Below are 23,381 nucleotides of genomic sequence, written 5' to 3'. Positions count from 1 at the left end.
CGTATGCCTGACGGAAGTGGCGGGGTGGTTCGGAGTCTGCACGAGGCGCCGCTGAGCAGTGCGTTTCGTCAAGCCTGGTTGAAGTGGTCCCAGGACTGGCAAGACTTGCCCAAGGACAGCGACCCTGCGGTGCTGGTCAATCGGGTCGTGGAGTTTTCCGGTCGCGGCGCCCAGCGTCTCTGGCGGGTGGCCTATGCCACCGTCGGCGATGCCGCTTCCGAGCAGGTCAAGGCGCTGGTCTATGCCTTCGTCGCGCTGGTGGACGAGACCTTGCTGTTCAGCACCTGGCCCGGCCAACTGGCCTGGCAGCAGCATCCCCTCGAGTCACGCATGTACGCCAGCCGCCAGGCCGGCGAGCGCTTGCCCGCAGCGATCAAGAAACTGCTGGATGAGCAGATGCCGGGCACTCGGGACCTGGCGAATGTCTATCTGCAATGCCTGATCCTGGGATTCCAAGGGCGCTTGCGCGGCGAGCCTGGCCAGGTCCAGCACGAAAAATGGCGCGTGGCGTTGTTCACCTTTGCCTGGCAGCACGAACCCGATTACGTCGACGTCAGCCAGCGCCTGGCGATGTCTGCGGCGGCGACGCCCGCGCGTATGCCCGCGCAGCAATCCTTGCCGGACGGCTTTCGCCTGGGGTTAGCGATCGTGGCGATGGTGCTGTTGTTGACTGGCCTGGGGCAGGTCTTCTGGCGTGACATCCGCCTGGAGCTCGAACCTGTGTTGCAACTGAACGAGTCGTCAGGCCAGGAGCAGGATTCATGAATACCCTGAGCATCGTCGCCTTGGTGCTGCTCGCCATTGTCGTGGTGCTGGTGATCGCGGCAGCGGTCTGGTGGTTGCGAACCCAGGGCGGCGCGGCGGTTCGCAATTTCTACGGGGCGGTGCGCCAGATGGAGCAGGAGCAGGGCACCCGCGACCGCTATCAGACGCCTTGGCTGATGATGCTCGGCAACGAAACCGACGGCGCCCAGCTGTGCAGCCAATGGCGTTTGCAACCCACGGAAAAGGCGGGCTGGTTCGGGCGCTGGTTTTGCGATGCCGAAGGCGCCTTGCTGGTAGTGCCCCAGGCGTTGTTCCTGCCCGATGAAGGCATGAACCGGCAACGGGGCAACTGGTGGCGACTGCTGGGCCTGCTGTTGCGGCTGCGCAGCAAGCGGCCATTGGACGGGGTGATCTGGACAGTACCGTTCAGCAAGTTCGATGACATCGAGCACACCACTGAGCTGAGCCTCAAGGTCCGACGGGTTTTTATCGATTTGCTGCAACGGTTTGGCTTGAGCCTGCCGGTTTACGTGGTGATCACCGGGATGGAAGAGTTGCCCGGGTTCCAGGAATTGGTCAGCGCGCTGCCTGCCAAGGCGCGGGAGTCGATGCTGGGTTGGTCGTCGCCTTATTTGCCGGATGCGGCGTGGCAGTCGCACTGGAGTGACCAGGCGCTGGATGAGATCAACGCCGCACTGGCGCAATCGATCATCGAGATCGGTGCGTTGTCGGGACAGCTGAGCACCGATCTTTATGGCCTGCCAGAACGCTTCGAAGGCTTGCGACGAACCTTGCAGATCTTGTTGGAGCCGGTATTCCAGGGCAACGCCCAAGGCGAAGCGCCGCGATTTCGCGGCGTGTACTTCACCGCCAGTCAGGCACCGGCCGTCAGCGGCGACAGTTTGGCCGCCCATCACGATGGCCAGCGGCAAACGGTGTTTGCCCGGCAATTGTGGTCGCGACGTCTTATGGCCGAACGCGGCCTGGCCCAGCCGGTGCCTCGCTTGCTGCGCGTGCGCCAACGCGGTCATCGGCTGGCCGGCGCGGTGGCGTTGGTGGTGGGCCTGGTCTGGTTGGGAGGCATGGTCTGGGTCTGGCGCGATTCGGTGGAAAACGCCGAGGGACTGTCGCGGTTGGTCCTCAGTGCCCACAAGAACCACATTGTCGTTGACCCGGACCAGCCGCAACTGGAGCCGACCCGGCATAACGTGCAGAACTACTGGAACGTCTTGGAGAAAGCCCCGCGCTGGCGTTATGTCTCGGTCGTCTTCCCCACCTCCTGGTTTTCCTCCGTGGACACGCAGCTGGAGGATGGCTTGCGCCTGACCGCCCGGCACCATTGGATACTACCGCTGCGAGACTTGCTCGATTCCGACCTGGAACAGCTCAAGTCCATCCGCAACACCGAGCGGCGGGGCAACGTCGAGAACGACGATCCGGCGCAGTGGCAAAGCTACCTGAAGGCCAAGGCGCTGGTGGATCTGGCGGCACGCCTCGAGCAGCACAACCAGATGTTCAGCCAAGTGGTGAACGACCCCAAGGCGCCACTGGACGAACTGGTGCAGTTGAGCAACGCCGCGTTGTCCTTGGGCCTGAACACCGGGACTTTGAGTCGCCCACAGTTTTACAACCGGGTCCTGTTCGATGCGCGAAACAGTGATTTGCAAGGGCTGGACCTGAACGCCGCGCGCCCTGTGATTACCGATAATTTCACCGGCCTGATGCAACGCTGGCTGGACCATTACTTCCTGGCGGACAACTTCGTTCGCCAGGCCGGTTATCTCAAGTTGCACCTGCAAGGACTGGAGGCAGGCAGCGGCAACTCCTTGAGTGAGCTGGAAGACCTGATGGCGCTGATCGATGACCTGCAGACGCTGGTCAGCCTGACCAACTCCGCCTGGGGGCGGGGCAAGGGCCAGGACCTCGTGCCTGGCTACACCCAGATGCTGGACAAGGTCAGCCACAGCACTTTGCTTGGCCCGGATATCACACAGGACTTGGAGAGCCAGGCGGCGAAGTTGCAGCAAAGTTTTCGCGACCAGTGGATCGTCCAGAGTGGTTCCCGGGACAATCTGCTGGTGCAGCAGGGCAGTGGCTTGCTGGTGTTGCAGGACCATGTCACGGCGTTGGACGGCGCGGTGCAAGCGCTGTTCAAACGGGATTTCGTGGCGTTGGCGATGCAGAAGGATCCGTCGACCGGCAATCCGGATTCAATAGGCCAGGGCGATGGCAGTGATGATTTCAGCGTCGCCCTGAATTATTTCGCCAGCTACAAGAGCTATGCCAGCGAAGAGCTGTCGCGGATCCCGCCGGATTACCGTGACGCGCTGATGCAGGCCGCCGAAAGCGCCGCGGCACGGGCCATGTGGTTGAGCCTGGATGAAAGCGACGAGCCGTCGCCGGGCCTGGGCTTCAACGTACAGACCGCCCAAGCCGTGGCGCTGCAGAAAGCCTTCATGGACGTGCACCGGGGCGACCTGGCGATACGTTTCCAGCGCCTGCTCAATCGCCGGGCATTGGCGCAGATCAACAATGGCCTGGCCGAAATCGATGCCCAGCCGTTATTCAGCCAGCGCGCCGATATCGAGCGTTGGGACGGTTCGAAGAACTTCGGCTTGCAGCTGTATGGCGCCAACGATCCACAGGAACTGAAGCTGAACCTGAACCAGCAATTCAGTGCCATGCTGCAGATCGCCGAACAGCGCATGCCTGCCCTGGAATGGCTGATCGTCCAGCAGGACGACCTGTCCGCCCTGGAGCATGACCAGGTGGCGCGGTTCATGGCCCTCAACGACGAACTGCTCAAGTACAAGAATCAGAACCCGGCCAGTTCGGCTGCCCAGTTGGAACAATTGGTAAGTCGGGATTTCAATGCGATGGACACCGCGTCCTGCGCGCAGATCTTGCAGACCTCCAGCCTGTCCGGTGGGCGCGGCGACCTGGCTCGGCGCACGGTCGCATTGCAGCAGGGGGCGCTGCAGCGTTGCCTGTACCTGCGACAGAACCAGGCGGCAATGGCCTGGAATGACCTGGCCAATTATTTCAACCAGTACCTGGCGGGACGCTTCCCGTTTTCCCAGGACGTGCGGGCCAGTGATGCCGACCCGGCACGGGTCCGGCACCTGTTGGAATTGATCGAGACACGCGTGCCCCTGGCCCAGGCCGGGCTGACGCTGAGCCAGACGCCGGAGCGGTTGGCGGCCGAGGATTTCCTCAACCGCTTGAAGCAGGCCGGTGTCTGGCTCGGGCCGCTGTTCGTGCGGGACAAGAGCGGCATCCTGGGCGTGGAGATGGACGTGCGCTGGCGCACCGACCGCGAGGAAGAGCGCGGCGCCGACCAGGTCATCGCCTGGAGCCTGGACGCCGGCAACCAGCAGATCAACTACCCCGGTGAGGGCCAGCAGAACCTGCGCTGGATGGTCGGCCAGCCCGTGCGCCTGACCTTGCGTTGGGCCCGCAACGGCTACCAGCGCCCGGCCAACGACCCGTTGCAACCGAACCTGGTGGTGCGCGACCTCGAAGCCGGCTGGGAATACCAAGGGCCATGGTCGTTGCTGCGCCTGATGCGTTCGCTGGGCTCGGCCCAACGCCAGCCGAATGTCGACTACACCGATTTTCCCCTGGCCCTGCAACTGCCGGTGACCGCCCAGACCCAAGCCCGCACGGCGCAACAGACCTTGATGTTCGTGCGCCTGTCTTTGATGAGCCAGGGTTCCAAATTGCCGCTGTCGATCCCGCCGCTGCCGACACAGGCGCCGCGGTCACCTTTCCTCGCGCCTGCGTCGAGGCCTGCCATTGCCACCCGTGAGGAGGGCCTGTGAGTTTGCCGATAACCCCGTTGCCCGAATTGGTCAGCCAATTGCTCGAACCGATCAGCGCCGAGTCGCCCTGTGGCCAGGATCTGCGTTACGAAACGGAGTACGACCAGCTACGCGAATTGCGTCGGGAAGACGACACCAGCCTACCCACCGGCGTGTGGCAGTCTTCGATCAAGCGCGCGCTCTGGCCGTACCTGGAGCGGCTCGCGACCACGTTGCTGCTGGAGCGCAGCAAGGACCTGATGATCAGTGCCTGGCTGGGGGAGGCCTGGCTGCACCTGGCCGGGCTGGAAGGTTTGCCCGGCAGCCTGGCACTGGTGGCGGGGCTGTGCGAGCGCTATCCGGAACACCTGCATCCCCTTGCCGAGGATGGCGATCAATCGTGGCGGGTGATTCCGCTGGAATGGCTGGCCCGTCGCTACAGCGAAGTGCTGCTGACGCGGGTGCCGTTGCTTGATGGTCGTGACCCAGACTTCGCGGGTTTCAGCCTGGACGATTGGCAGCGCCTGCAGCGCCAGCAAGTGCTGGGCAACGACAGCAAGAATGCCAAGGCCTCGGCGGAGGCGGCGCGCAACGAACAAAAGAAGCTCAGCGAACTGATTCGCAACACCCCGTTGTCGTTTTGGTTGCACCGCCAGGGCAGCCTGATGTTGAGCCTGCAACACCTGCAACGGCTCGAAGCCTGGAGCGACGCCTATCTGGGTAACCTGGCGCCGGGCTACAAGTCCTTGCAGGACGTGATGCAAGCCATGTTGGCATTGGTAAAGGAGTTCATCGCGATGCATCCACAGCAACCCGCCGTCGTGCCCGCGCAAACGCCCACGGTGGCAACGACGCCGACCTCCCCGCCGACGGCGGCACCTGCCCAGGTCTTCCAGGAACCGGCCAATCGTGAGGAGGCCTATCGACAATTGCTGGTCATCGCCGGTTACCTGGCGCGCACCGAACCCCACAGTCCCGTGCCCTATCTGATCCGGCGCGGTGTGGAGTGGGGCAACAAGCCGCTGAGCGAGCTGCTGGGAGAACTGATCAGTGCCGATGCCGAGTCTCGACGGCTGTGGACGTTACTCGGGGTGCTTTAATGCTGCGCGTCGGGTAGCTCCACTGGCGTCAGCACCGGCTTGCCGGAAAAAAACGCGTTCAGGTTATCGCCGACCAACTCCACCATGGCGCGTGTCGCTTCCGGCGACAGGCCAGCCACGTGAGGTGTCAGCACGACGTTCGACAATTGCTTCAGGGCGTCGGGTACTTCGGGTTCATGGTCGAATACATCCAGCGCAGCCCCGGCAATTCGCCGATGTTCGAGGGCGTAGATGAGCTCGGTCGTGGCGACCACGCTGCCGCGGGCAATGTTGACCAGGAATCCGTTGGGACCCAGGGCGTCGAGGGCTTGCTTGTTGATTAACTGGCGGGTGTCCAGCCCTCCGGGCGTGGCGATAATCAGAAAATCCGAAACCCTGGCCAGTTCGGTGGGCGTTGCGCAGAAGGCGTAGGGCACGTCGCTGCGTACGCGGCGATTGTGGTAGCTGATGTTCATGTCGAAACCGAGGGCGGCCCGCTTGGCAATCGCCATGCCCACGGCGCCGAGTCCCAGCACGCCCAAGTGCTTGCCAGCGAGGGAAGGGCGCGTGCTTCGCGGCCATTCGCCCCGGCGCAGGGCTGCGTCGGATCGAGGCACATCGCGCACCAACGCCAATAACAGCGCCATGGCATGGTCGGCCACCGATGAAGCGTTGACCCCGGCACCGTTGGTGACAACGATGCCTCGGTCGCGGGCGGCTTGCAGGTCCACTTGTTCATAACCTGCGCCGATCACGCAGATGATCTTCAGGTTGGGCAGGGCGGCCATTTCCTCGGCGGTCAAGCCCAAGGGGCCGCGGGTCAACACCGCGCTGAACCGTTCACCGTGTTCGAAAACCGCTGCCTTGCGTTCGGCGGGCGTGGGCGCGAGTTCCAAGTGATAGCCTTGGCGCTCCAGGATCGGCAGGTATTCGTTAACGGTTTCAACCAGTACCAGAACGGTTGCAGTCATGCTGTGCTCCTGTGGGCGCGGGCGATTTTGATATTCAACCTGATTGTAGGGGCCGCAGGGAGGTGTAGCTTGGGCTTTTTGTATTTCATTTTTGGCTGGCGCATTTCCCCGTGGGAGCGAGCCTGCTCGCGAAGACGCTGGTTCAGGCAGTGAGGTGTTACAGGAAGGGCCTCTTCGCGAGCAGGCTCGCTCCCACAAGAATGTGGGGGACAATTTTTCTGTCCATGATCTGCTCCGGATAACCACTCCTCAGCTAAGTCTTTGCTTCTGTTCATGAATCCCGGACAATCGCGCCCCTGTTTCGGCCAGGGCGCTGCCTGTCGGGGTTTTCCGACTCGTCCTGGCCGGGTGCATGTGACCGGAAAGCGGAGATCCGACCGGATGAATGATCAGGCCAACAGCGTCGAAGAGCGCTTTGAAACGACAGCCCCAGCCACCCTCAGTCAATGGAGTCGCCACGACACGACGTGGATGCTGGGCCTTTTTGGTACCGCCATTGGCGCTGGCACGCTGTTTCTACCGATCAACGCCGGCCTCGGCGGTTTCTGGCCGCTGCTGATCCTGGCGCTGCTGGCGTTCCCCATGACGTTCTATGCGCACCGGGGCCTGACTCGTTTCGTGCTGTCCGGTCGCGACGGGGCAGACATCACCGAGGTGGTGGAAGAGCATTTCGGCATCAAGGCCGGCGCGTTGATCACCCTGTTGTACTTCTTTGCGATCTTTCCGATCCTGCTGATCTACAGCGTGGCGCTGACCAATACGGTGGGCAGTTTCCTGGAACATCAGCTGCACGTGCAGCCGCCTCCTCGGATTGTGTTGTCGCTGATGCTCATTCTCGGCCTGCTGGCCGTGGTGCGTTGCGGCGAGCAGGCGATCGTCAAGGCCATGAGCCTGATGGTTTACCCGTTCATCGTGGCGCTGCTGTTCCTTGCGGTGTTCCTAATGCCCCATTGGAACGGCGGGATCCTGACCACTGCGTCGACGCTGCCGGAGCCTTCGGCATTGCTGCATACCTTGTGGCTGGCAATTCCGGTAATGGTGTTTTCGTTCAACCATTCGCCGATCATTTCGGCATTTGCGGTGGACCAGAAACGTCGCTACGGCGATAACGCTGAAGAGCGCAGCTCACAGATCCTGTCGCGCGCGCATGTGCTGATGGTGGTGATGGTGCTGTTCTTCGTGTTCAGTTGCGTGCTGACCCTGTCCCCGGCACAACTGGCCGAGGCCAAGGCGCAGAACCTGTCGATCCTGTCGTACCTGGCGAACCATTTCAGCAACCCGACCATCGCCTTCGCGGCACCGCTGATTGCCTTCGTGGCGATCTCCAAGTCGTTCCTGGGGCACTACATCGGCGCCAGCGAAGGTCTCAAGGGCCTGATCGTCAAGAGCGGCCGGCGCCCGGCGCCGAAAACCCTCGATCGCCTGACGGCGGCGTTCATGCTGGTGGTGTGCTGGGTCGTTGCTACCCTTAACCCGAGCATCCTGGGCATGATCGAAACCCTGGGCGGCCCGGTCATCGCGGCCATCCTGTTTCTGATGCCGATGTACGCGATCCGCAAAGTCCCAGCCATGGCCCGCTATCGTGGCCAGGCGTCGAATGTCTTTGTGGTGTCGGTGGGCTTGGTGGCGATCACTGCGTTGGTCTATTCCCTCCTGGCCTGACCTGCGTTTATGTGGGAGCGAGCCTGCTCGCGAAAGCGGCGGTTCAGTTGGCAGGGATGTTGGCTGTGCCGCCGTCTTCGCGAGCAGGCTCGCTCCCACATTGGTTTTGGGTGTTTATGGCATTGCGTCCGGCATAAAACCCTGTGGGAGCGAGCTTGCTCGCGAAAGCGGTGGGTCAGTCGGCAGGGATGTTGGCTGTGCCGCCGTCTTCGCGAGCAGGCTCGCTCCCACATTGGTTTTGGGTGTTTATGGCATTGCGTCCGGCATAAAACCCTGTGGGAGCGAGCTTGCTCGCGAAAGCGGTGGGTCAGTCGGCAGGGATGTTGGCTGTGCCGCCGTCTTCGCGAGCAGGCTCGCTCCCACATTGGTTTTGAGGTGTTCACAAAAATTGTGTTCATGCTCGCTCCCACATGGGTTCCGGGTTGTCTGCCAAAATTGCAGCGGCCACAAAAATCCCTGTGGGAGCGAGCCTGCTCGCGATGGCGGTCTGTCAGCTTGCATCAAATCCCCAGGCATAAAAAAACGCCGCCCCTCGCAAGAAGGGCGGCGTTTCAGTGGTGCGCTTTAAGCTTTACGCTTGAACGACCGGGATGTTGGCGTTGGCAGCCGCTTCACGGAACTCGGCGATCTGGTCGAAGCTCAGGTAGCGGTATACGTCCGCTGCCATGCTGTCGATCTTGCCGGCGTATTCCATGTACTCCTCGACGGTCGGCAGGCGACCCAGGATCGACGCCACGGATGCCAGCTCAGCCGAAGCCAGGTAGACATTCGCGCCGTCACCCAGACGGTTCGGGAAGTTACGGGTCGAAGTGGAGACCACGGTGGAGTTCGGTTCCACGCGTGCCTGGTTACCCATGCACAGCGAGCAGCCCGGCATTTCCATCCGTGCACCGGCCTTGCCATAGATGCCGTAGTAGCCTTCTTCGGTAAGCTGGTGAGCGTCCATCTTGGTCGGCGGCGACAGCCACAGACGGGTTGGCAGTTGGCCCTTGACCTGGTCGAGCAACTTGCCGGCAGCGCGGAAGTGACCGATGTTGGTCATGCAGGAACCGATGAACACTTCGTCGATCTTCTCGCCAGCAACGCTGGAGAGCAGGCGGGCGTCGTCCGGGTCGTTCGGCGCGCAGAGCACAGGCTCCTTGACGTCGGCCAGGTCGATTTCGATGATTTCCGCGTACTCGGCGTCCTTGTCGGCTTCCAGCAGTTCCGGGTTGGCCAGCCAGGCTTCCATCGCCTGGGCACGACGCTCCAGGGTGCGGGCATCGCCGTAGCCTTCGCCGATCATCCAGCGCAGCAGGGTGATGTTCGACTTCAGGTACTCGGCAATCGATTCCTTGGACAGCTTGATGGTGCAACCTGCGGCCGAACGTTCTGCCGAGGCATCGGACAGTTCGAAAGCCTGCTCGACGGTCAGGGTTTCCAGGCCTTCGATTTCCAGGATGCGGCCGGAGAAGGCGTTTTTCTTGCCTTTCTTCTCGACAGTCAACAAGCCTTTCTGGATCGCGTAGTAAGGGATCGCATGGACCAGGTCGCGCAGGGTGACGCCCGGTTGCAGCTTGCCCTTGAAACGCACCAGGATCGACTCGGGCATGTCCAGCGGCATCACGCCGGTGGCGGCGGCGAAGGCGACCAGGCCGGAACCGGCCGGGAACGAGATGCCGATCGGGAAACGGGTGTGGGAGTCACCACCGGTGCCGACGGTGTCCGGCAGCAGCATGCGGTTCAGCCAGCTGTGGATGATGCCGTCGCCCGGACGCAGGGACACGCCCCCACGGGTCATGATGAAGTCTGGCAGGGTGTGGTGGGTGGTCACGTCGATCGGCTTCGGATACGCCGCGGTGTGGCAGAAGGACTGCATCACCAGGTCGGTCGAGAAGCCCAGGCACGCCAGGTCTTTCAGTTCGTCACGGGTCATCGGACCGGTGGTGTCCTGGGAGCCTACGGTGGTCATCTTCGGCTCGCAGTAGGTGCCCGGGCGAACGCCGGTCACGCCGCAAGCCTTGCCGACCATTTTCTGCGCCAGGGTGAAGCCCTTGGTGCTTTCGGCCGGCGCTTCAGGCTTCTTGAACAGGTCCGAAGGCGGCAGGCCCAGCTCGGCGCGGGCTTTTTCGGTCAGGCCACGGCCGATGATCAGCGGAATACGACCGCCGGCACGGACTTCGTCGAGCAGGACCGGCGTCTTCATTTCGAAGGTGGTCAGGACTTCATCGCTGCCATGCTTGCAGACTTTGCCGGCATGCGGGTACAGGTCGATCACGTCGCCCATGTGCATGTTCGACACATCGAATTCGATCGGCAGGGCGCCGGCGTCTTCCATGGTGTTGTAGAAAATCGGCGCGATCTTGCTGCCGAAGCAGAAACCACCGGCGCGCTTGTTCGGCACATACGGGACGTCGTCGCCGAAGAACCACAGCACCGAGTTGGTGGCGGATTTACGCGAGGAACCGGTACCGACCACGTCACCGACGTAGGCGATCGGGAAACCTTGGCCACGCATCTCTTCGATCTGCTTCATCGGGCCGGTCTTGCCTTGCTCATCGGGCACGATGCCGTCGCGAGCCATTTTCAGCATGGCCAGGGCGTGCAGCGGGATGTCCGGGCGGGACCAGGCGTCAGGGGCAGGGGACAGGTCGTCGGTGTTGGTTTCGCCGGTGACCTTGAAGACCCGCAGGCTGATCTTGTCGGCCAGCACCGGGCGGTTCTTGAACCACTCGCCGTCGGCCCAGGATTGCAGGACGGCCTTGGCGTGGACGTTGCCGTTCTTGGCTTTTTCCGCCACATCGTGGAAGGCATCGAACATCAGCAGCGTGTGCTTGAGTTCTTCGGCGGCGACCGGAGCCAGCTCGGCGTCGTCCAGCAGGTCTACCAGGGTCACGATGTTGTAGCCGCCCTGCATGGTGCCGAGCAGTTCTACAGCGCGCTTCTTGTCGATCAGAGGGGATTGGGCTTCGCCCTTGGCCAGGGCGGACAGGAAACCGGCCTTGACGTAGGCGGCTTCGTCGACTCCAGGCGGAACGCGATTGGTGATCAGGTCAACGAGGAAAGCTTCTTCGCCAGCCGGGGGATTCTTCAGCAGCTCGATCAGGCCTGCGGTTTGTTCGGCGTTAAGCGGCTGGGGAACGATACCCAGTGCTGCGCGCTCTTCGATATGTTTGCGGTAGGCTTCAAGCACAGTTATTACCCTCATCAGTGGTCCCAAATGGGTGTCCGGGACGCTCATCCAGAAACTCACGGCACTCATGCGCGTCAGGGGGCTTTTTGGGCCTCCACGCCAGAATTGCCGGAGTTCCTCACAGAAGCTGCTTTCAAAGTTTTACGCCTGCAGAACGGGAGCTGATGAGGGTTGGCGTTGGGCTTTCCCCGCTGGAAAGACCCTTCGCCAACACCGCTCTGAAGGAACGACTGTGCTCGTGACGCTTTGAAAACAGCTTCTAACGGACATTGGCGCCTTAAAAGGCTGGCTGATTCTACGGGAAAAAACAATTAAAGGTAAGTTGAGCCTGGAAGTTTGAGGGGTGATCAATCTTAGACAAAGGGCTAACATGCCGGCCTGTCCTGTTTTTGCGTGTGCGTTGCCTTATGCCCAACCAGCTCATCAAGACCCCCTGCGTCGGCCTCTGTTCCACTGTCTACGGCGACCTGGTGTGCCGTGGCTGCAAGCGGTTCCACCATGAAGTGATTCACTGGAACGGCTACAACGAAGAGGAGAAGCGCGCGGTGTGGTTGCGGCTCGAGCAGCTGCTGGTGCAGGTGATGGTGGCCAAGCTCGAGGTTTTCGACCCGCAGCTGCTGCGCCAGCAACTGGAATCGCGCAAGATCCGCTTCGTGCCGCATCAGTCGGAATATTGCTGGGCCTATCAGTTGATCGCCCGGGGCGCACGGGTGATCAATAACCTGGAAGCGTACGGCATGGTGCTGCTGCCGGAATTTCGCGACTGGGAGCTGCCCGACCTGCGCGATGCCATTGATCGGGAATTTTTCCTCCTGTCCGAAGCGCATTACCAGCGCTACATCGCGCCGGGGTTCTTGAAGGATGCGATTGGCGGCTGAAAGGCCCTCATCTGTGGCAAGTTGCTTTGTACCCAGTAGCTCTTGTGGCGAGGGAGCTTGCTCCCGCTGGGTTGCGAAGCGACCCTCGCTCTTGATCCGGATAATCTTGAACCTGAAAAACCCAGGCGTCTGCTGCGCAGCCGAGCGGGAGCAAGCTCCCTCGCCACAAGAGCTTGATCGCCCAAGGCTTTTATTCTTTTGCCGCCATCTCCACCAGATGGTCCTCCACCTCCTGCGGCTTGAGCACCAGCACATCGCTTTCCAGCGTATCGAGCACGGCTTCGGCGGTGTTGCCGATCAGCACCCCTGACAAACCCGAGCGGGCCACGGTGCCGATCACGGTGACAGCGGCCTGGAGCTTGTGGGCCATGTAGGGAATCAAGACATCCGCCGGGCCTTCCTGGATATGCAGGTGCTCGTCATCAATGTCGAATTCGGCCTGGAACGCCCGGCATTGCTCACGGTAGCGCGCCTCGATGGTTTCCTTGAGCTGGTAGGTCGGGTCGGCGGACGAGAGCATCGGCGACGGGTGGGCGCTGATGACATGCAGGTGCGCCTTGGCGAGGAGGGCGATGTCGTAGCCATGGTCGATAATCGTCGAGTGCAAGTGGCGGTGCTCGCCATCGGCATTGCCCACGTCGACGGCGGCCAGGATCACCCGGTCTTTCCAGGACCCCGACGTCTTGACCAGCAGCACCGGAGTCGGGCAATGGCGCAGCAGCTTCCAGTCGGCCGGGGTCAGCAGGGCTTTTTTCAAGGGGCTGTCGGGGAAGTGCTGCTTGATGACCAGGCCACAGCCTTCGGCCTGCTGCACGTCGATGATGGTTTCGTAGAGACTTTCGTTCCAGGCCTGCTCGGTGGTCACGCTGTAGCCGTCGGCCGCCAGTGCGGCCTTCAGGACGCTGAGCATCCCGGCATGGTCATGGTGTTTGTCGCAGACCAGCAAGTGCAAATGGGCCTGGGTCACGCCGGCGATCAGTTTGGCGCGCTTGAGTGCCAGGCTTTCCGAATGTTCGGGTTCGATGACCACGAGGATGCTGCGAATGGCTTGCATGATCGGCGTCTCCAGCAATGTAAAGGCACGGCGTTGCTCAACTATAGTTGTTCTGGACGGCCCGTCGACTTGATGCATATCAACGGCGGTGGCTGGTGGTCTGGGGGCAGGCCGGTATAATCGGCGCCCTTCGCTCGACTACCTTTGCCCGTGAGTCTCATGATCCTTCCCGAAATCCACGAATTCCTCGGCTGCCGCACCCCCGATGCCTGGGTCCAGGCGGCGCTGGCCGACCAGGAAACGTTGCTGATCGACCACAAGAACTGTGAATTCAAGGCCGCCAGCACTGCCTTGAGTCTGATTGCCAAATATCACTCCCATGTCGACCTGATCAATATGATGTCGCGCCTGGCCCGGGAAGAACTGGTGCATCACGAGCAGGTCATGCGCCTGATGAAAAAACGCAAGGTCGCCCTGCGCCAGCTCTCCGCCGGGCGCTACGCTTCGGGCCTGCGTAAAGTGGTGCGCAGCCACGAACCGGTGAAACTGGTGGACACCCTGGTGGTCGGCGCTTTTATCGAAGCCCGCAGTTGTGAGCGTTTCGAGGCCCTGGTGCCGCATCTGGACGAGGAGCTGGGCAAGTTCTATTTCGGCCTGCTGAAAAGCGAGGCCCGACATTTTCAGGGTTACCTGAAACTGGCCTACCAGTATGGCGACGCCAAGGATATTGCCCAGGTCATTGAGAAGGTCCGCGAGGCGGAGCGCGAGTTGATCGAATCAGTGGACGTGGAGTTTCGGTTCCACAGTGGTGTGCCGGCCTGATGGCGATGCTGCGCTGACGCCTTCGCGAGCAGGCTCGCTCCCACAGGTTTTGTGTGAACATGGATCTCAGGGCAGCCTGAATCCTTTGTGGGAGCGAGCCTGCTCGCGAAGAGGCTCTGAACAGCGGCACAGTGTCAAATGGTCAAACCCAGGCGTTCATGCCACTGGGCAATCGATTCTTCGGGATACACGTCGAACTGCTGGTCACCCGAGCGCGCCTCGACCTCTACCCATGGCGCCCTGGAACCCAGCATCAGATGGGTACGTTCGGGCGGCACCGGCAGCGGCGTGTCGATGGCGGAAGCAAATGGGTGGATCAATTCCGGCCATTCAGGGCTGAACAACCATAATCCCGAGCCGCACAGCGAGCAGAAATGCCGCTCGGCGCTGCTGCGGTGGGCGCGTTTGTCGCCCTCGTCCTTGAGCCGCGCATGGTAGATCGAGATGTGCTTGCGACCCTGCACCTTCAGGCTCGTGGCATCTCCCCCCAGGTTGATCGCAAATCCGCCGCCGCCCTGGGTCTTGCGGCAGATCGAGCAGTAGCAACGTTGGTAAGGGTAGGGGTGACTGCTGTCCAGGCTGAACGATACGGCGCCGCAGTGGCAGGATCCTTCGAGGTGCATGGGAACCTCCGGTGGATTGGAAATGGTTCAGTACAGCCTAGACGGTCGGCGTTTTTTGCCGGTTGGATTTATGTTGAATGTGCGGACGCCTTCGCGAGCAAGCTCGCTCCCACATTGGAATCGGGAGATCCACAAGTCCCCTGTGGGAGCGAGCCTGCTCGCGAAGGCGTTGGTACATCCAGCATTACTTGGGCACCCGCCACAGGTACCACGCCGCCACCGTCCGGTAGGGACTCCAGGCCCGGCCGATTTCGCTCATCTGTCTGGAGCTCGGTTGGGTTTCCTGCCCTTTGAGCCGCCGATAACCCTCGCGAACCCCAAAATCATCCGCAGGCAGGATATCCGGCCGTTCCAGGCTATAGATCAACAGCATCTCCACGGTCCAGCGTCCGACGCCGCGCAGGGTGACCAGGCGCTTGATCAATGCTTCGTCGTCCATGGCCTGCGCCGTGGCGTAATCCGGCACGATGCCGTCCAGCGTGGCCTGGGCGATACCCTGGAGAGTGGCGATCTTGCTGGCTGAAAATCCACAACCGCGCAATTGCGCTGCATCAGTTGCCAGTATCTGCTCAGGCCCGGGAAACGTCCCCGATGGGTACAGCCCGAGCAGCCGGCCAATGATCGCATCCCCGGCCTTGGCGTGCAGTTGCTGATAGGCAATCGCCCGCATCAGCGCCTCATACGGATCCCGGGCCGGTTTGGGTTGCAGAAGGCAAGGACCGATCGACTCGATATGGCGCCGCCAGTCTTCGTCCAGGCCTGCCAGGAAAGTGCTCGCTTGCTGATAAGACGCCGCCATCAGTCAAAACGCCAAAGGCAACGAAACCTGCACCGCGGCTCGCTCCAACCGTAATAGAAACGCCTTGCGCGGCTGTCCGCCGCCATAGCCGGTCAAGGAGCCATCCGCCCCAATCACCCGGTGACAAGGGATGACGATGGCCAAGCGGTTCTGTCCATTGGCCAGGCCCACGGCGCGGCTGGCGCCAGGGCTGCCCAGTGCGTTGGCGACGGCGCCGTAGCTGCGGGTTTCGCCGTAGGGGATTTTCTGCAGCTCGGCCCAGACCCTGGCCGCGAAGGCGCTGCCAGGCATGTGCAACGGGAGGTTGAAAACCGTGAGCTTGCCGGCGAAATAGTCGGCCAGCTCGCTTTCGATCTGTTGCAGATGCGCGTTGTGGCCCGGCGCAACCGTATAGCCGTAGCGTTGCTGCAGTTCCTCCAGCTCCTTGGTCAAGGCCGGGCGATCGAGAAACTCCAGCAATACCAGGCCGCGGCGCTCGGCCATGGCCAGCATCGGCCCCAATGGCGTGGTCAGGCGAGTAAACAGCAAGGGTTCGCTGAGGCCGGCGCGGCCGGGGGTGATGTGGAAGGATTTGACGAAGGCATCACGAAACCCGCTCAGCGATTCATAGCCGGAGTCGAACGCCGCATTGTCGATCGAGGCGCCTTCCTTTATCCCGCCCAGGGCGATGCCCAGGCGGCGGGTGCGCAGGTAGGCGTGGAAGGTCATGCCGAAATGCTGTTTGAACCAGCGGCGTAATTTCAGCGGTTCGATGCCTTGTTCCAGCAGCAGGGCGTCGGTCCAGCGCAGGTCTGGCTCGGCGTCGACGGCTTTGAGCAATGCCTGGATCCAGTCCGGGGCAATGGCGGCGGCATCCAGCGGCTTGCAACGCAGGCAGGCCCGATAACCGGCGGACATCGCCTCGTCGGCGTGGGCAAAGAACTCGACGTTCTCCGGTTTCGGCTTGCGCGCGGTGCAACTAGGGCGGCAGAAAATACCGGTGGTCTTGACCGCGGTGAAGAACACCCCCTCGTAGGTGGTGTCTCGTTCGAGCATGGCGCGGACCATCTCGGCGTGGGGCGGAAGCAGCGAGTGATGTAGGTTCATGGGCAGAGCATAGAACCGTGGCCGGGACGACTCCACCGAAAAATCGACAATGAATTCATGGTCATTTGGTCGGATGCCCGCGAACAAAAATTGAACCTTCAAGTCTTAGAGGTTCACCCGCTGTTTTTGTCTTTCGGAGACATCATGTCCAAACACAAGAAATCCCTCATCGCCGTAGCTGTCTGTGCCTTGGCGTTCGGCGCCTCGGCTTTGTTGCCTGCCGACCTGTCACCTATCGGTTCGAGCTATGCCGCGGGCGGTGGCGGCGGCGGTGGCGGCGGTAATGGAGGCGGTGGCGGCAATGGCGGAGGGAATGGCGGCGGCCACGGTGGCGGCGTGGGCGGCGGACAAGGCAGTGGCAGCGGTGGCAAGTCCAGCGACTCCAGCGGCCACGGCAAAGGACTGGCCAGTGATCACGCCGGGACTCGGACTCGCGATCATGGCCTGAGCGGTAAGCACACTGGTACCACCCGCACCGATCGCACCAGCAAGGCGTCGGCGACTTCCGCCATTGCCAAGGACCGTGATACTCGCGGCTTGACCAAGGCCTCGGCGATTTCCGCCGCTACGCCGGGCACCCATAACACCAAGGGCTTGAGCAACGCGACCCGTTCATCGATGAAGAACGACCGCTAATTGCTTGAATGAAATCGCGAGGCCTGTTTCCGGGCTTCGCGATTTTTTTCGTCTGCCGTTCAGTCCTGTTCGACGAGTCAGTACTTCCAGAACACCGGCGTGAACAGCACCAGCACCGTCAGGATTTCCAGCCGTCCCAGCAGCATGCCGATGGTCAGTAGCCATTTTGCCGCATCCGGCAAGGTCGAGAAGTTGCCGGCGGGGCCGATGATGTTGCCCAAGCCTGGACCCACGTTGCAGACGGCAGTGGCGGCACCGGTCAAGGCGGTCGTCCAGTCCAGGCCGATCAGGGCCAGACCCAGGGCGATGGCGCCGATCGTGATGGTGAAGAAGAACGAGAATGTCAGCAGCGAACGAACGATTTCCTCGTCGATGGGATGGTTGTTGTATTTCTTCTGGATCACCGCCCGGGGATGGATCAGCTGCTTCAAACTGCCCATCAGCAGCACCCTGGCGACTTGAAAGCGAAAAATCTTCAGGCCCCCGGCCGTGGATCCCGAACAGCCGCCGACGAACGTCAGGTAAAAGAACAGCAACAGGGCAAAGCTGCCCCACAGCGTGTAGTCACCCAGCGCCACGCCAGTGGTCGTGACGACTGAGGTGACGTTGACCGCCACGATGCGAACCGCGTCCCACCACGCGTGATCGCTGTTAAGGCTCAGCCAGGTACCCACCAGCAGCCATGTAACGACCAGGAAGCCGATGAAGCCCCTGACTTGCTGGTCCTTGAGCAGGGCGCGCCGATGGCCCCGCAATGTCGCGACATACAGCGTGAAGGGCAGCGATCCGGCCATCATGACGACCACTGACACCCAATGAACCGCCGGTTGCGGCCAGTGCGCCAGGGATGAATCGGAGGTGGAAAAGCCTCCGGTGGAAATCAGCGACATCGCATGGTTGATCGCTTCGAAAGGCGTCATTCCCGCAAGCCACAGCCCCAACGTCGAGAGGGCGGTCAAGCCGATGTAGATCCACAGGATGTAATTGGCCGCGACGTGAGAGCGCGGCGTGACTTTCTCCGACCAGTCCGAAGATTCGGTCTGGAACAGCCGCATGCCGCCGACCCGCAGCAGCGGCAGGACTGCCACGGCCATGCCGATAAAGCCGATTCCGCCGAGCCAGTGCAACATCGACCGCCAGATCAACAGGCCGGGCGATGCACTATCCAACCCGGTCAGGATGGTCGAGCCGGTGGTGGTGATGCCCGACATGGTCTCGAAAAATGCATCGGTGTAGCTGATGTGCTGGATGAACACCATCGGCAGGGCGGCGAATGCGCAGACAATTACCCAGCTGGCGGTGGTGAGCAGGTACATTTCCCTGGGACGCATCTGGACGTGGTCCGGCCTTCCACGGGCCACCAGTGCCACACCGCAGACGAAGGTGATCAGGCTCGACCATAGAAACGCCGACAAGTCATCGTTGCGCTCGTAGAACATCAGCGTAAACAGCGGAATCGCCATGCTGATCGCAAGGGTGATCAGGAAAATTCCGAGGATGAAACCGATGAGACGCAGAACCGCTATAGACATGGATGACGCCTGATTCAAAGAGCTGCCCAGTATCGATTTGGTGAATCGCTTACCGCGTAAAATTTGCGTAAAAAAATGAAGCGGAAGTGCTCGACGACCAAGGCAGTTTTCTTCAATACCCGAGCAGGCGGCCCCTTTACCTTGGGGCCTCTTTCCTGAACTGAAGAAGATATGTGATGAGCTTGATATTTTCCATGGCCACCTTTGCCCTGGTGGCTTCCATTACTCCGGGCCCGGTCAATATCGTCGCCCTCAGCTCCGGTGCCCGATATGGATTTCGCGCAACCTTGCGCCATGTCGCCGGCGCCACCCTCGGGTTCGTCCTGCTGCTGGTCTTGATGGGATTGGGGTTGCATGAAGTATTGCAGCGCTGGCCTGGGCTCACGCGTGTGGTGCAACTGGCTGGTGTGGCGTTCCTGTTGTACATGGCCTGGAAACTGGCGGTGGACAACGGCGAGCTGGGTGACCGGGACGAGGGGCGCGCGCCTTCAATGTTCCATGGCGCGTTGATGCAGTGGCTCAACCCCAAGGCGTGGCTGGCTTGCGTGGCGGGGATGGGCGCCTTCGTGGCCGACGGCGAGGCGCGGCTGGTGTGGCAGTTTGCGGCGATCTACCTGGTCATCTGCTATGTCTCGGTGGGTTGCTGGGCCTATGCGGGCAGCTTTCTGCGCACGTGGCTGGGTAACCCGGCGACCATGCGCCTGTTCAATCGATTGATGGCGGCGTTGTTGGTGGCGAGCGCGGTGTATCTGTTGTTGCCTTGAGTCTGACGAGGTGTCCAACTGGCAGAGCTTTTGTGGCGAGGGAGCTTGCTCCCGCTCGACTGCGCAGCAGTCGCCAGGTTTTGGGGCTACTGCGTAGCCCAGCGGGAGCAAGCTCCCTCGCCACGGAGTCAAGTGGCTACGTCAGCCGCGGTATTGCCCGGGTGTAGCCGCCAGGTGTTGCTTGAACGCCCGTTGGAAGTGCGCCTGATCGGCAAACCCGCTGTCCAGCGCCACATCGGCAATCAGCTTGCCCTCGCGCAGTTGACGGCGGGCGAACTGGATGCGCCGGTTGATCAGGAAGGCATGCGGTGTCATGCCGTAGTGGCGCTTGAAAGCCCGGCTCAAATAGGATGGCGAAAGCTGCGCGAAGGCGCAGATATCGTCGAGCTTGAGGGCTTCGGTGCAATGGTCGTGAATGAACTGCGCCGCCCGCATCAGCGCCGGGTGGCTGCCACGCTCCGGACGTCCGGCCGGGTTGAGGCGATGCTGGAGATCGGTGAAAAACACTTCGGCGGCGACTTGCTTGCCACTGGTATCGATATGTTCAGCCACCAGCGTTTCGTAGAGCCCGCACAGGCCGGAGAAAAGCGCGACATCACGGCTATGGGTTGTGCCGAATGCCTGGAAGTCCAGCGAGGGGTCAAAGCCGATACGGCGTTGCAGATCCCGCAGCCATTGGGTGTCGACATACAGCATCACATAAGACCAGGGCTGATCGTCGATCGGGTTGCAAGCATGGACGTCGCCGGGATTCATCAGCACTACCGTGCCGCTCTGGACCTGGAACCGCGATTGTTCGTGCAGGTAGGTGCTGCGTCCGGCGGTGATTGCGCCGATGGAAAAGTGATCATGGGAATGACGCGAATAACAGACCTTGCGCCCATCGGCGATGGCCCGGGCCTCGATGAAAGGCAGCGCCGCGTCGCGCCAGAAACGTGGGGCGGCGTCGTGGTTGGCGGGTTTCATCAGGCAATGTCCTGTTTTATTGGCTGTGCCTGAGTGTATGCGTCCGTGCCGGAAAATGCCCGTTCGAGTTTGCTCCGGTCTGCGCTAGACTCTGATGAGTTCCGCCAACGGAGTTACCGATGCTTGCGCCAGGCAAACCTGACAACGAAGCCGTTCGCCTCAAACAATTGCAGTCGCTCAAGCTGCTCGATACCCCACCCGAGGAGCGGTTTGACCGCCTGACCCGTCTTGCCCGGCGTCTGTTCAACGTGCCGATCGCCCTGGTGTCGCTGGTGGACGCCAATCGGCAATGGTTCAAGTCAAGCGCCGGCCTGGAAGCCAGTGAGACCCCGCGCGAGGTGTCGTTCTGCGGGCATGCGATCTTGCAGGACGAGATCCTGGAGATTTGCGACGCGGAACAGGACGTGCGGTTCCACGATAATCCGTTGGTCAAGGGCCAACCTGGCATCCGCTTCTATGCGGGGCATCCGCTGGGGCTGGATGATGGCAGCAAGATGGGCACCCTGTGCTTGTTGGACACCCGGCCGCGCACCCTCAACGACGACGAACGCGAGCTGCTGCGCGATCTGGCGAGCATGGCCGAGCAGGAGTTGGTGGCCGTGCAGATGGCCAGCATGGATGAATTGACGCTGCTGTCCAATCGGCGCGGCTTCATGACCCTGGCCCAGCACGCGCTGAGTGTCTGCAGCCGTCTTTCGCGGCCGGCGACACTGCTGTTTTTCGATCTCAACGACTTCAAGCCGATCAACGATCGCTTCGGGCATGCCGAGGGTGACGGCGCGCTGAAGACATTCGCCGACGTATTGCGCATTGCCTTTCGTGAAAGCGACGTGATCGGTCGCATGGGCGGAGACGAGTTTGTCGCCTTGCTCACCGGCGCTTCCCATGTCGAGACGACGGCGATCATGGCACGGCTCAGGGAAATGCTCGAAGAGCGCAACATAACGTTGCAGCGCGGCTATGACATCGATTTCAGCGTGGGCCAGATCGAATACGACCCCGAGCGGCATGAGTCGATCGACAGCCTGCTGGCAGAGGCGGATGCGGCGATGTATGCGCAGAAGCAGGGACGGCGCAATAGCCCAAACTGATTGAGTTGCCCCCCGACATCACCCTCAACTGACCCACCGTCTTCGCGAGCAGGCTCGCTCCCACACGGTCTCGAGTTGTGCCTGACACTCCGGATGGCGCAGAACCGCTGTGGGAGCGAGCCTGCTCGCGAAGAGGCCAGCCCATCCAGCATCCCCGTCGACTGATCCACCGCCTTCGTGAGCAAGCCCACTCCCACAGGATTTTGTGTTGTGCCTGGATGCTCCTAGTGGCGCAGCTCCATTGTGGGAGCGAGCTTGCTCGCGAAGAGGCCAGCCCATTCAGCATCCCCGTCGACTGAAACACCGCCTTCGCGAGCAAGCTCGCTCCCACAGGATTTTGTGTTGTGCCTGGATACTCCGGATGGCGCAGAACCACTGTGGGAGCGAGCCTGCTCGCGAAGAGGCCAGTACATTCAGCATCCCCGTCGACTGAAACACCGCCATCGCGAGCAAGCTCGCTCCCACAGGATTTTGTGTTGTGCCTGGATGCTCCTAGTGGCGCAGCTCCATTGTGGGAGCGAGCTTGCTCGCGAAGAGGCCAGCCCATTCAGCATCCCCGTCGACTGATGCACCGCTATCGCGAGCAAGCTCGCTCCCACAGGATTTTGTGTTTTGCCTGACACTCCGGATGGCGCAGCTCCACTGTGGGAGCGAGCCTGCTCGCGAAGAGGCCAGCCCATTCAGCATCCCCGTCGACTGATGCACCGCTATCGCGAGCAAGCTCGCTCCCACAGGATTTTGTGTTTTGCCTGACACTCCGGATGGCGCAGAACCACTGTGGGAGCGAGCCTGCTCGCGAAGAGGCCAGTACATTCAGCATCCCTGTCGACTGAAACCCCGCCATCGCGAGCAAGCTCGCTCCCACAGGTGATTTTGCAGGGCATAAAAAAACGCCGCTTGGCCTTTCCAGGGCAAGCGGCGTTTTATTGCAACGTGAAGATTTACTCTTCGATGTTGCCCATGGCGGTGGTGTTGAAGCCGCCATCCACGTACATGATTTCACCGCTGATGCCCGACGCGAGGTCCGAGCACAGGAAGGCGCCGGCGTTGCCGACTTCTTCGATGGTGACGTTGCGACGCAGCGGGGTTTGCGCTTCGTTGGCGGCCAGCATCTTGCGGAAGTTCTTGATGCCGGAAGCGGCGAGGGTGCGGATCGGGCCGGCAGATACGCAGTTCACGCGGGTGCCGTCCGGGCCCAGGGAGCCGGCCAGGTAGCGAACGCCAGCTTCCAGGGAGGCCTTGGCCATGCCCATGACGTTGTAGTTCGGCATGGTGCGCTCGGCGCCCAGGTACGACAGGGTCAGCAGGCTGCCGTTGCGGCCTTTCATCATCTCGCGACCGGCCTTGGCCAGGGCCACGAAGCTGTAGGCGCTGATGTCGTGGGCAATGCGGAAACCTTCACGGGTGGTGGCTTCGGTGAAGTCGCCATCCAGTTGGTCGCCCGGGGCGAAGCCCACGGAGTGCACGATGCAGTCCAGGCCATCCCACTTCTTGCTCAGTTCTTCGAAGACCTTGGCGATTTCTTCATCGCTGGCGACGTCGCACGGGAAGCACAGCTCAGGGCTCGAACCCCAGCCTTGCGCGAACTCTTCGACACGACCCTTGAGTTTGTCGTTCTGATAAGTGAAGGCAAGCTCAGCGCCCTCGCGATGCATGGCGGCAGCGATGCCGGATGCGATGGACAGCTTGCTGGCGACACCGACGATCAGTACGCGCTTACCGGCGAGAAAACCCATGTGTT

The 23,381-nt window shown here is 61.7% G+C and carries 18 protein-coding genes; 9 read left to right on the top strand and 9 right to left on the bottom strand.

Translation table 11 applies throughout. The features are described 5' to 3' along the window. Positions 1-3: 3 nt before the first annotated feature. From J3P97_RS16315 to tssA, 3 genes are read left to right on the top strand one after another with little or no spacing between them, the layout of a single operon-like run. Positions 4-765, top strand: a complete 762-nt coding sequence (locus tag J3P97_RS16315; protein WP_434672268.1) for a DotU family type IV/VI secretion system protein — start codon at positions 4-6, stop codon at positions 763-765. Beyond that, positions 762-4,586 carry a type VI secretion system protein gene (locus J3P97_RS16310; protein WP_434672267.1) on the top strand — a complete coding sequence of 1,275 codons (3,825 nt, stop codon included), beginning with the start codon at positions 762-764 and terminating at the stop codon, positions 4,584-4,586. Before J3P97_RS16315 ends, J3P97_RS16310 begins: the two co-directional genes overlap by 4 nt. Beyond that, positions 4,583-5,665 (top strand): type VI secretion system protein TssA, encoded by a 1,083-nt coding sequence (tssA, locus tag J3P97_RS16305; protein WP_434672266.1) that lies wholly within the window; start codon positions 4,583-4,585, stop codon positions 5,663-5,665. The genes J3P97_RS16310 and tssA overlap by 4 nt, the downstream gene beginning before the upstream one ends. On the opposite strand, the gene J3P97_RS16300 is transcribed toward tssA, so the two are convergent. Beyond that, entirely contained in the window at positions 5,662-6,615 is a 954-nt protein-coding gene (locus J3P97_RS16300) for a 2-hydroxyacid dehydrogenase (RefSeq protein WP_434672265.1), read from the bottom strand. The genes tssA and J3P97_RS16300 overlap by 4 nt on opposite strands. 381 nt (positions 6,616-6,996) lie before the next feature. On the opposite strand from J3P97_RS16300, the gene J3P97_RS16295 reads away from it, so the two are divergent. Further along, the gene (locus J3P97_RS16295) at positions 6,997-8,277 is read left to right on the top strand and encodes a serine/threonine transporter (protein ID WP_434672264.1); all 1,281 of its coding nucleotides are present in this window, start codon (positions 6,997-6,999) and stop codon (positions 8,275-8,277) included. 571 nt (positions 8,278-8,848) lie between these two features. Here the strand turns inward: J3P97_RS16295 and acnB are convergent. Next, the gene (gene acnB, locus J3P97_RS16290; RefSeq protein WP_434674567.1) at positions 8,849-11,449 is read right to left on the bottom strand and encodes a bifunctional aconitate hydratase 2/2-methylisocitrate dehydratase; all 2,601 of its coding nucleotides are present in this window, start codon (positions 11,447-11,449) and stop codon (positions 8,849-8,851) included. A gap of 407 nt (positions 11,450-11,856) precedes the next feature. Between acnB and J3P97_RS16285 the strand changes: the two genes are divergently transcribed. Next, positions 11,857-12,327 (top strand): DUF1289 domain-containing protein, encoded by a 471-nt coding sequence (locus tag J3P97_RS16285; RefSeq protein WP_434573568.1) that lies wholly within the window; start codon positions 11,857-11,859, stop codon positions 12,325-12,327. 190 nt (positions 12,328-12,517) lie between these two features. On the opposite strand, the gene J3P97_RS16280 is transcribed toward J3P97_RS16285, so the two are convergent. Beyond that, complete coding sequence (locus tag J3P97_RS16280) at positions 12,518-13,381, bottom strand: universal stress protein (protein ID WP_434573569.1); 864 nt, start codon at positions 13,379-13,381, stop codon at positions 12,518-12,520. Between the two features lie 159 nt (positions 13,382-13,540). On the opposite strand from J3P97_RS16280, the gene J3P97_RS16275 reads away from it, so the two are divergent. Further along, a complete protein-coding gene (locus J3P97_RS16275; RefSeq protein ID WP_434672263.1) occupies positions 13,541-14,143 on the top strand; it encodes a tRNA-(ms[2]io[6]A)-hydroxylase in 603 nt (200 codons plus the stop codon). 134 nt (positions 14,144-14,277) lie between these two features. On the opposite strand, the gene J3P97_RS16270 is transcribed toward J3P97_RS16275, so the two are convergent. From J3P97_RS16270 to J3P97_RS16260, 3 genes are all read right to left on the bottom strand, one after another. Beyond that, on the bottom strand, positions 14,278-14,766 hold the full coding sequence (locus J3P97_RS16270) for a GFA family protein (protein WP_434672262.1): 489 nt from the start codon (positions 14,764-14,766) through the stop codon (positions 14,278-14,280). A gap of 184 nt (positions 14,767-14,950) precedes the next feature. Next, positions 14,951-15,565 (bottom strand): DNA-3-methyladenine glycosylase family protein, encoded by a 615-nt coding sequence (locus J3P97_RS16265; RefSeq protein ID WP_434601116.1) that lies wholly within the window; start codon positions 15,563-15,565, stop codon positions 14,951-14,953. A 3-nt stretch (positions 15,566-15,568) separates the two neighbouring features. Continuing rightward, positions 15,569-16,651 carry a bifunctional transcriptional activator/DNA repair enzyme AdaA gene (locus J3P97_RS16260; protein WP_434672261.1) on the bottom strand — a complete coding sequence of 361 codons (1,083 nt, stop codon included), beginning with the start codon at positions 16,649-16,651 and terminating at the stop codon, positions 15,569-15,571. 144 nt (positions 16,652-16,795) lie between these two features. Between J3P97_RS16260 and J3P97_RS16255 the strand changes: the two genes are divergently transcribed. Then, positions 16,796-17,287 carry a hypothetical protein gene (locus J3P97_RS16255; RefSeq protein ID WP_434672260.1) on the top strand — a complete coding sequence of 164 codons (492 nt, stop codon included), beginning with the start codon at positions 16,796-16,798 and terminating at the stop codon, positions 17,285-17,287. A gap of 77 nt (positions 17,288-17,364) precedes the next feature. On the opposite strand, the gene J3P97_RS16250 is transcribed toward J3P97_RS16255, so the two are convergent. Next, positions 17,365-18,819 carry a TrkH family potassium uptake protein gene (locus J3P97_RS16250; protein ID WP_434573580.1) on the bottom strand — a complete coding sequence of 485 codons (1,455 nt, stop codon included), beginning with the start codon at positions 18,817-18,819 and terminating at the stop codon, positions 17,365-17,367. A 176-nt stretch (positions 18,820-18,995) separates the two neighbouring features. On the opposite strand from J3P97_RS16250, the gene J3P97_RS16245 reads away from it, so the two are divergent. Further along, positions 18,996-19,583 (top strand): LysE family translocator, encoded by a 588-nt coding sequence (locus J3P97_RS16245; protein ID WP_434601113.1) that lies wholly within the window; start codon positions 18,996-18,998, stop codon positions 19,581-19,583. A 141-nt stretch (positions 19,584-19,724) separates the two neighbouring features. Here J3P97_RS16245 and J3P97_RS16240 read toward each other — a convergent pair whose 3' ends face one another. Then, a complete protein-coding gene (locus tag J3P97_RS16240) occupies positions 19,725-20,549 on the bottom strand; it encodes an AraC family transcriptional regulator (RefSeq protein WP_434672259.1) in 825 nt (274 codons plus the stop codon). A 119-nt stretch (positions 20,550-20,668) separates the two neighbouring features. Between J3P97_RS16240 and J3P97_RS16235 the strand changes: the two genes are divergently transcribed. Further along, entirely contained in the window at positions 20,669-21,640 is a 972-nt protein-coding gene (locus tag J3P97_RS16235) for a sensor domain-containing diguanylate cyclase (protein ID WP_434672258.1), read from the top strand. Between the two features lie 941 nt (positions 21,641-22,581). Here the strand turns inward: J3P97_RS16235 and fabI are convergent. Beyond that, complete coding sequence (gene fabI / locus J3P97_RS16230) at positions 22,582-23,376, bottom strand: enoyl-ACP reductase FabI (RefSeq protein ID WP_003202751.1); 795 nt, start codon at positions 23,374-23,376, stop codon at positions 22,582-22,584. Positions 23,377-23,381 lie beyond the last annotated feature (5 nt).

This window comes from Pseudomonas sp. R1-15 (assembly GCF_051132085.1).
Taxonomy (GTDB): domain Bacteria; phylum Pseudomonadota; class Gammaproteobacteria; order Pseudomonadales; family Pseudomonadaceae; genus Aquipseudomonas.
Note: the sequence above shows the minus strand (reverse complement) of the source record. Positions and strands in the feature narration are given on the sequence as shown.

Bases quoted from the DNA above. Each gene is read 5' to 3' on its own strand.
- J3P97_RS16255 (WP_434672260.1), top strand. From the start codon at position 16,796: ATGTCCAAACACAAGAAATCCCTCATCGCCGTAGCTGTCTGTGCCTTG.
- J3P97_RS16245 (WP_434601113.1), top strand. From the start codon at position 18,996: ATGAGCTTGATATTTTCCATGGCCACCTTTGCCCTGGTGGCTTCCATT.
- J3P97_RS16270 (WP_434672262.1), bottom strand. From the start codon at position 14,766: ATGCACCTCGAAGGATCCTGCCACTGCGGCGCCGTATCGTTCAGCCTG.
- J3P97_RS16310 (WP_434672267.1), top strand. From the start codon at position 762: ATGAATACCCTGAGCATCGTCGCCTTGGTGCTGCTCGCCATTGTCGTG.
- J3P97_RS16250 (WP_434573580.1), bottom strand. From the start codon at position 18,819: ATGTCTATAGCGGTTCTGCGTCTCATCGGTTTCATCCTCGGAATTTTC.
- J3P97_RS16285 (WP_434573568.1), top strand. From the start codon at position 11,857: ATGCCCAACCAGCTCATCAAGACCCCCTGCGTCGGCCTCTGTTCCACT.
- J3P97_RS16265 (WP_434601116.1), bottom strand. From the start codon at position 15,565: ATGGCGGCGTCTTATCAGCAAGCGAGCACTTTCCTGGCAGGCCTGGAC.
- J3P97_RS16315 (WP_434672268.1), top strand. From the start codon at position 4: ATGCCTGACGGAAGTGGCGGGGTGGTTCGGAGTCTGCACGAGGCGCCG.
- J3P97_RS16260 (WP_434672261.1), bottom strand. From the start codon at position 16,651: ATGAACCTACATCACTCGCTGCTTCCGCCCCACGCCGAGATGGTCCGC.
- J3P97_RS16280 (WP_434573569.1), bottom strand. From the start codon at position 13,381: ATGCAAGCCATTCGCAGCATCCTCGTGGTCATCGAACCCGAACATTCG.
- J3P97_RS16240 (WP_434672259.1), bottom strand. From the start codon at position 20,549: ATGAAACCCGCCAACCACGACGCCGCCCCACGTTTCTGGCGCGACGCG.
- J3P97_RS16275 (WP_434672263.1), top strand. From the start codon at position 13,541: ATGATCCTTCCCGAAATCCACGAATTCCTCGGCTGCCGCACCCCCGAT.
- fabI (WP_003202751.1), bottom strand. From the start codon at position 23,376: ATGGGTTTTCTCGCCGGTAAGCGCGTACTGATCGTCGGTGTCGCCAGC.
- J3P97_RS16235 (WP_434672258.1), top strand. From the start codon at position 20,669: ATGCTTGCGCCAGGCAAACCTGACAACGAAGCCGTTCGCCTCAAACAA.
- J3P97_RS16295 (WP_434672264.1), top strand. From the start codon at position 6,997: ATGAATGATCAGGCCAACAGCGTCGAAGAGCGCTTTGAAACGACAGCC.
- J3P97_RS16300 (WP_434672265.1), bottom strand. From the start codon at position 6,615: ATGACTGCAACCGTTCTGGTACTGGTTGAAACCGTTAACGAATACCTG.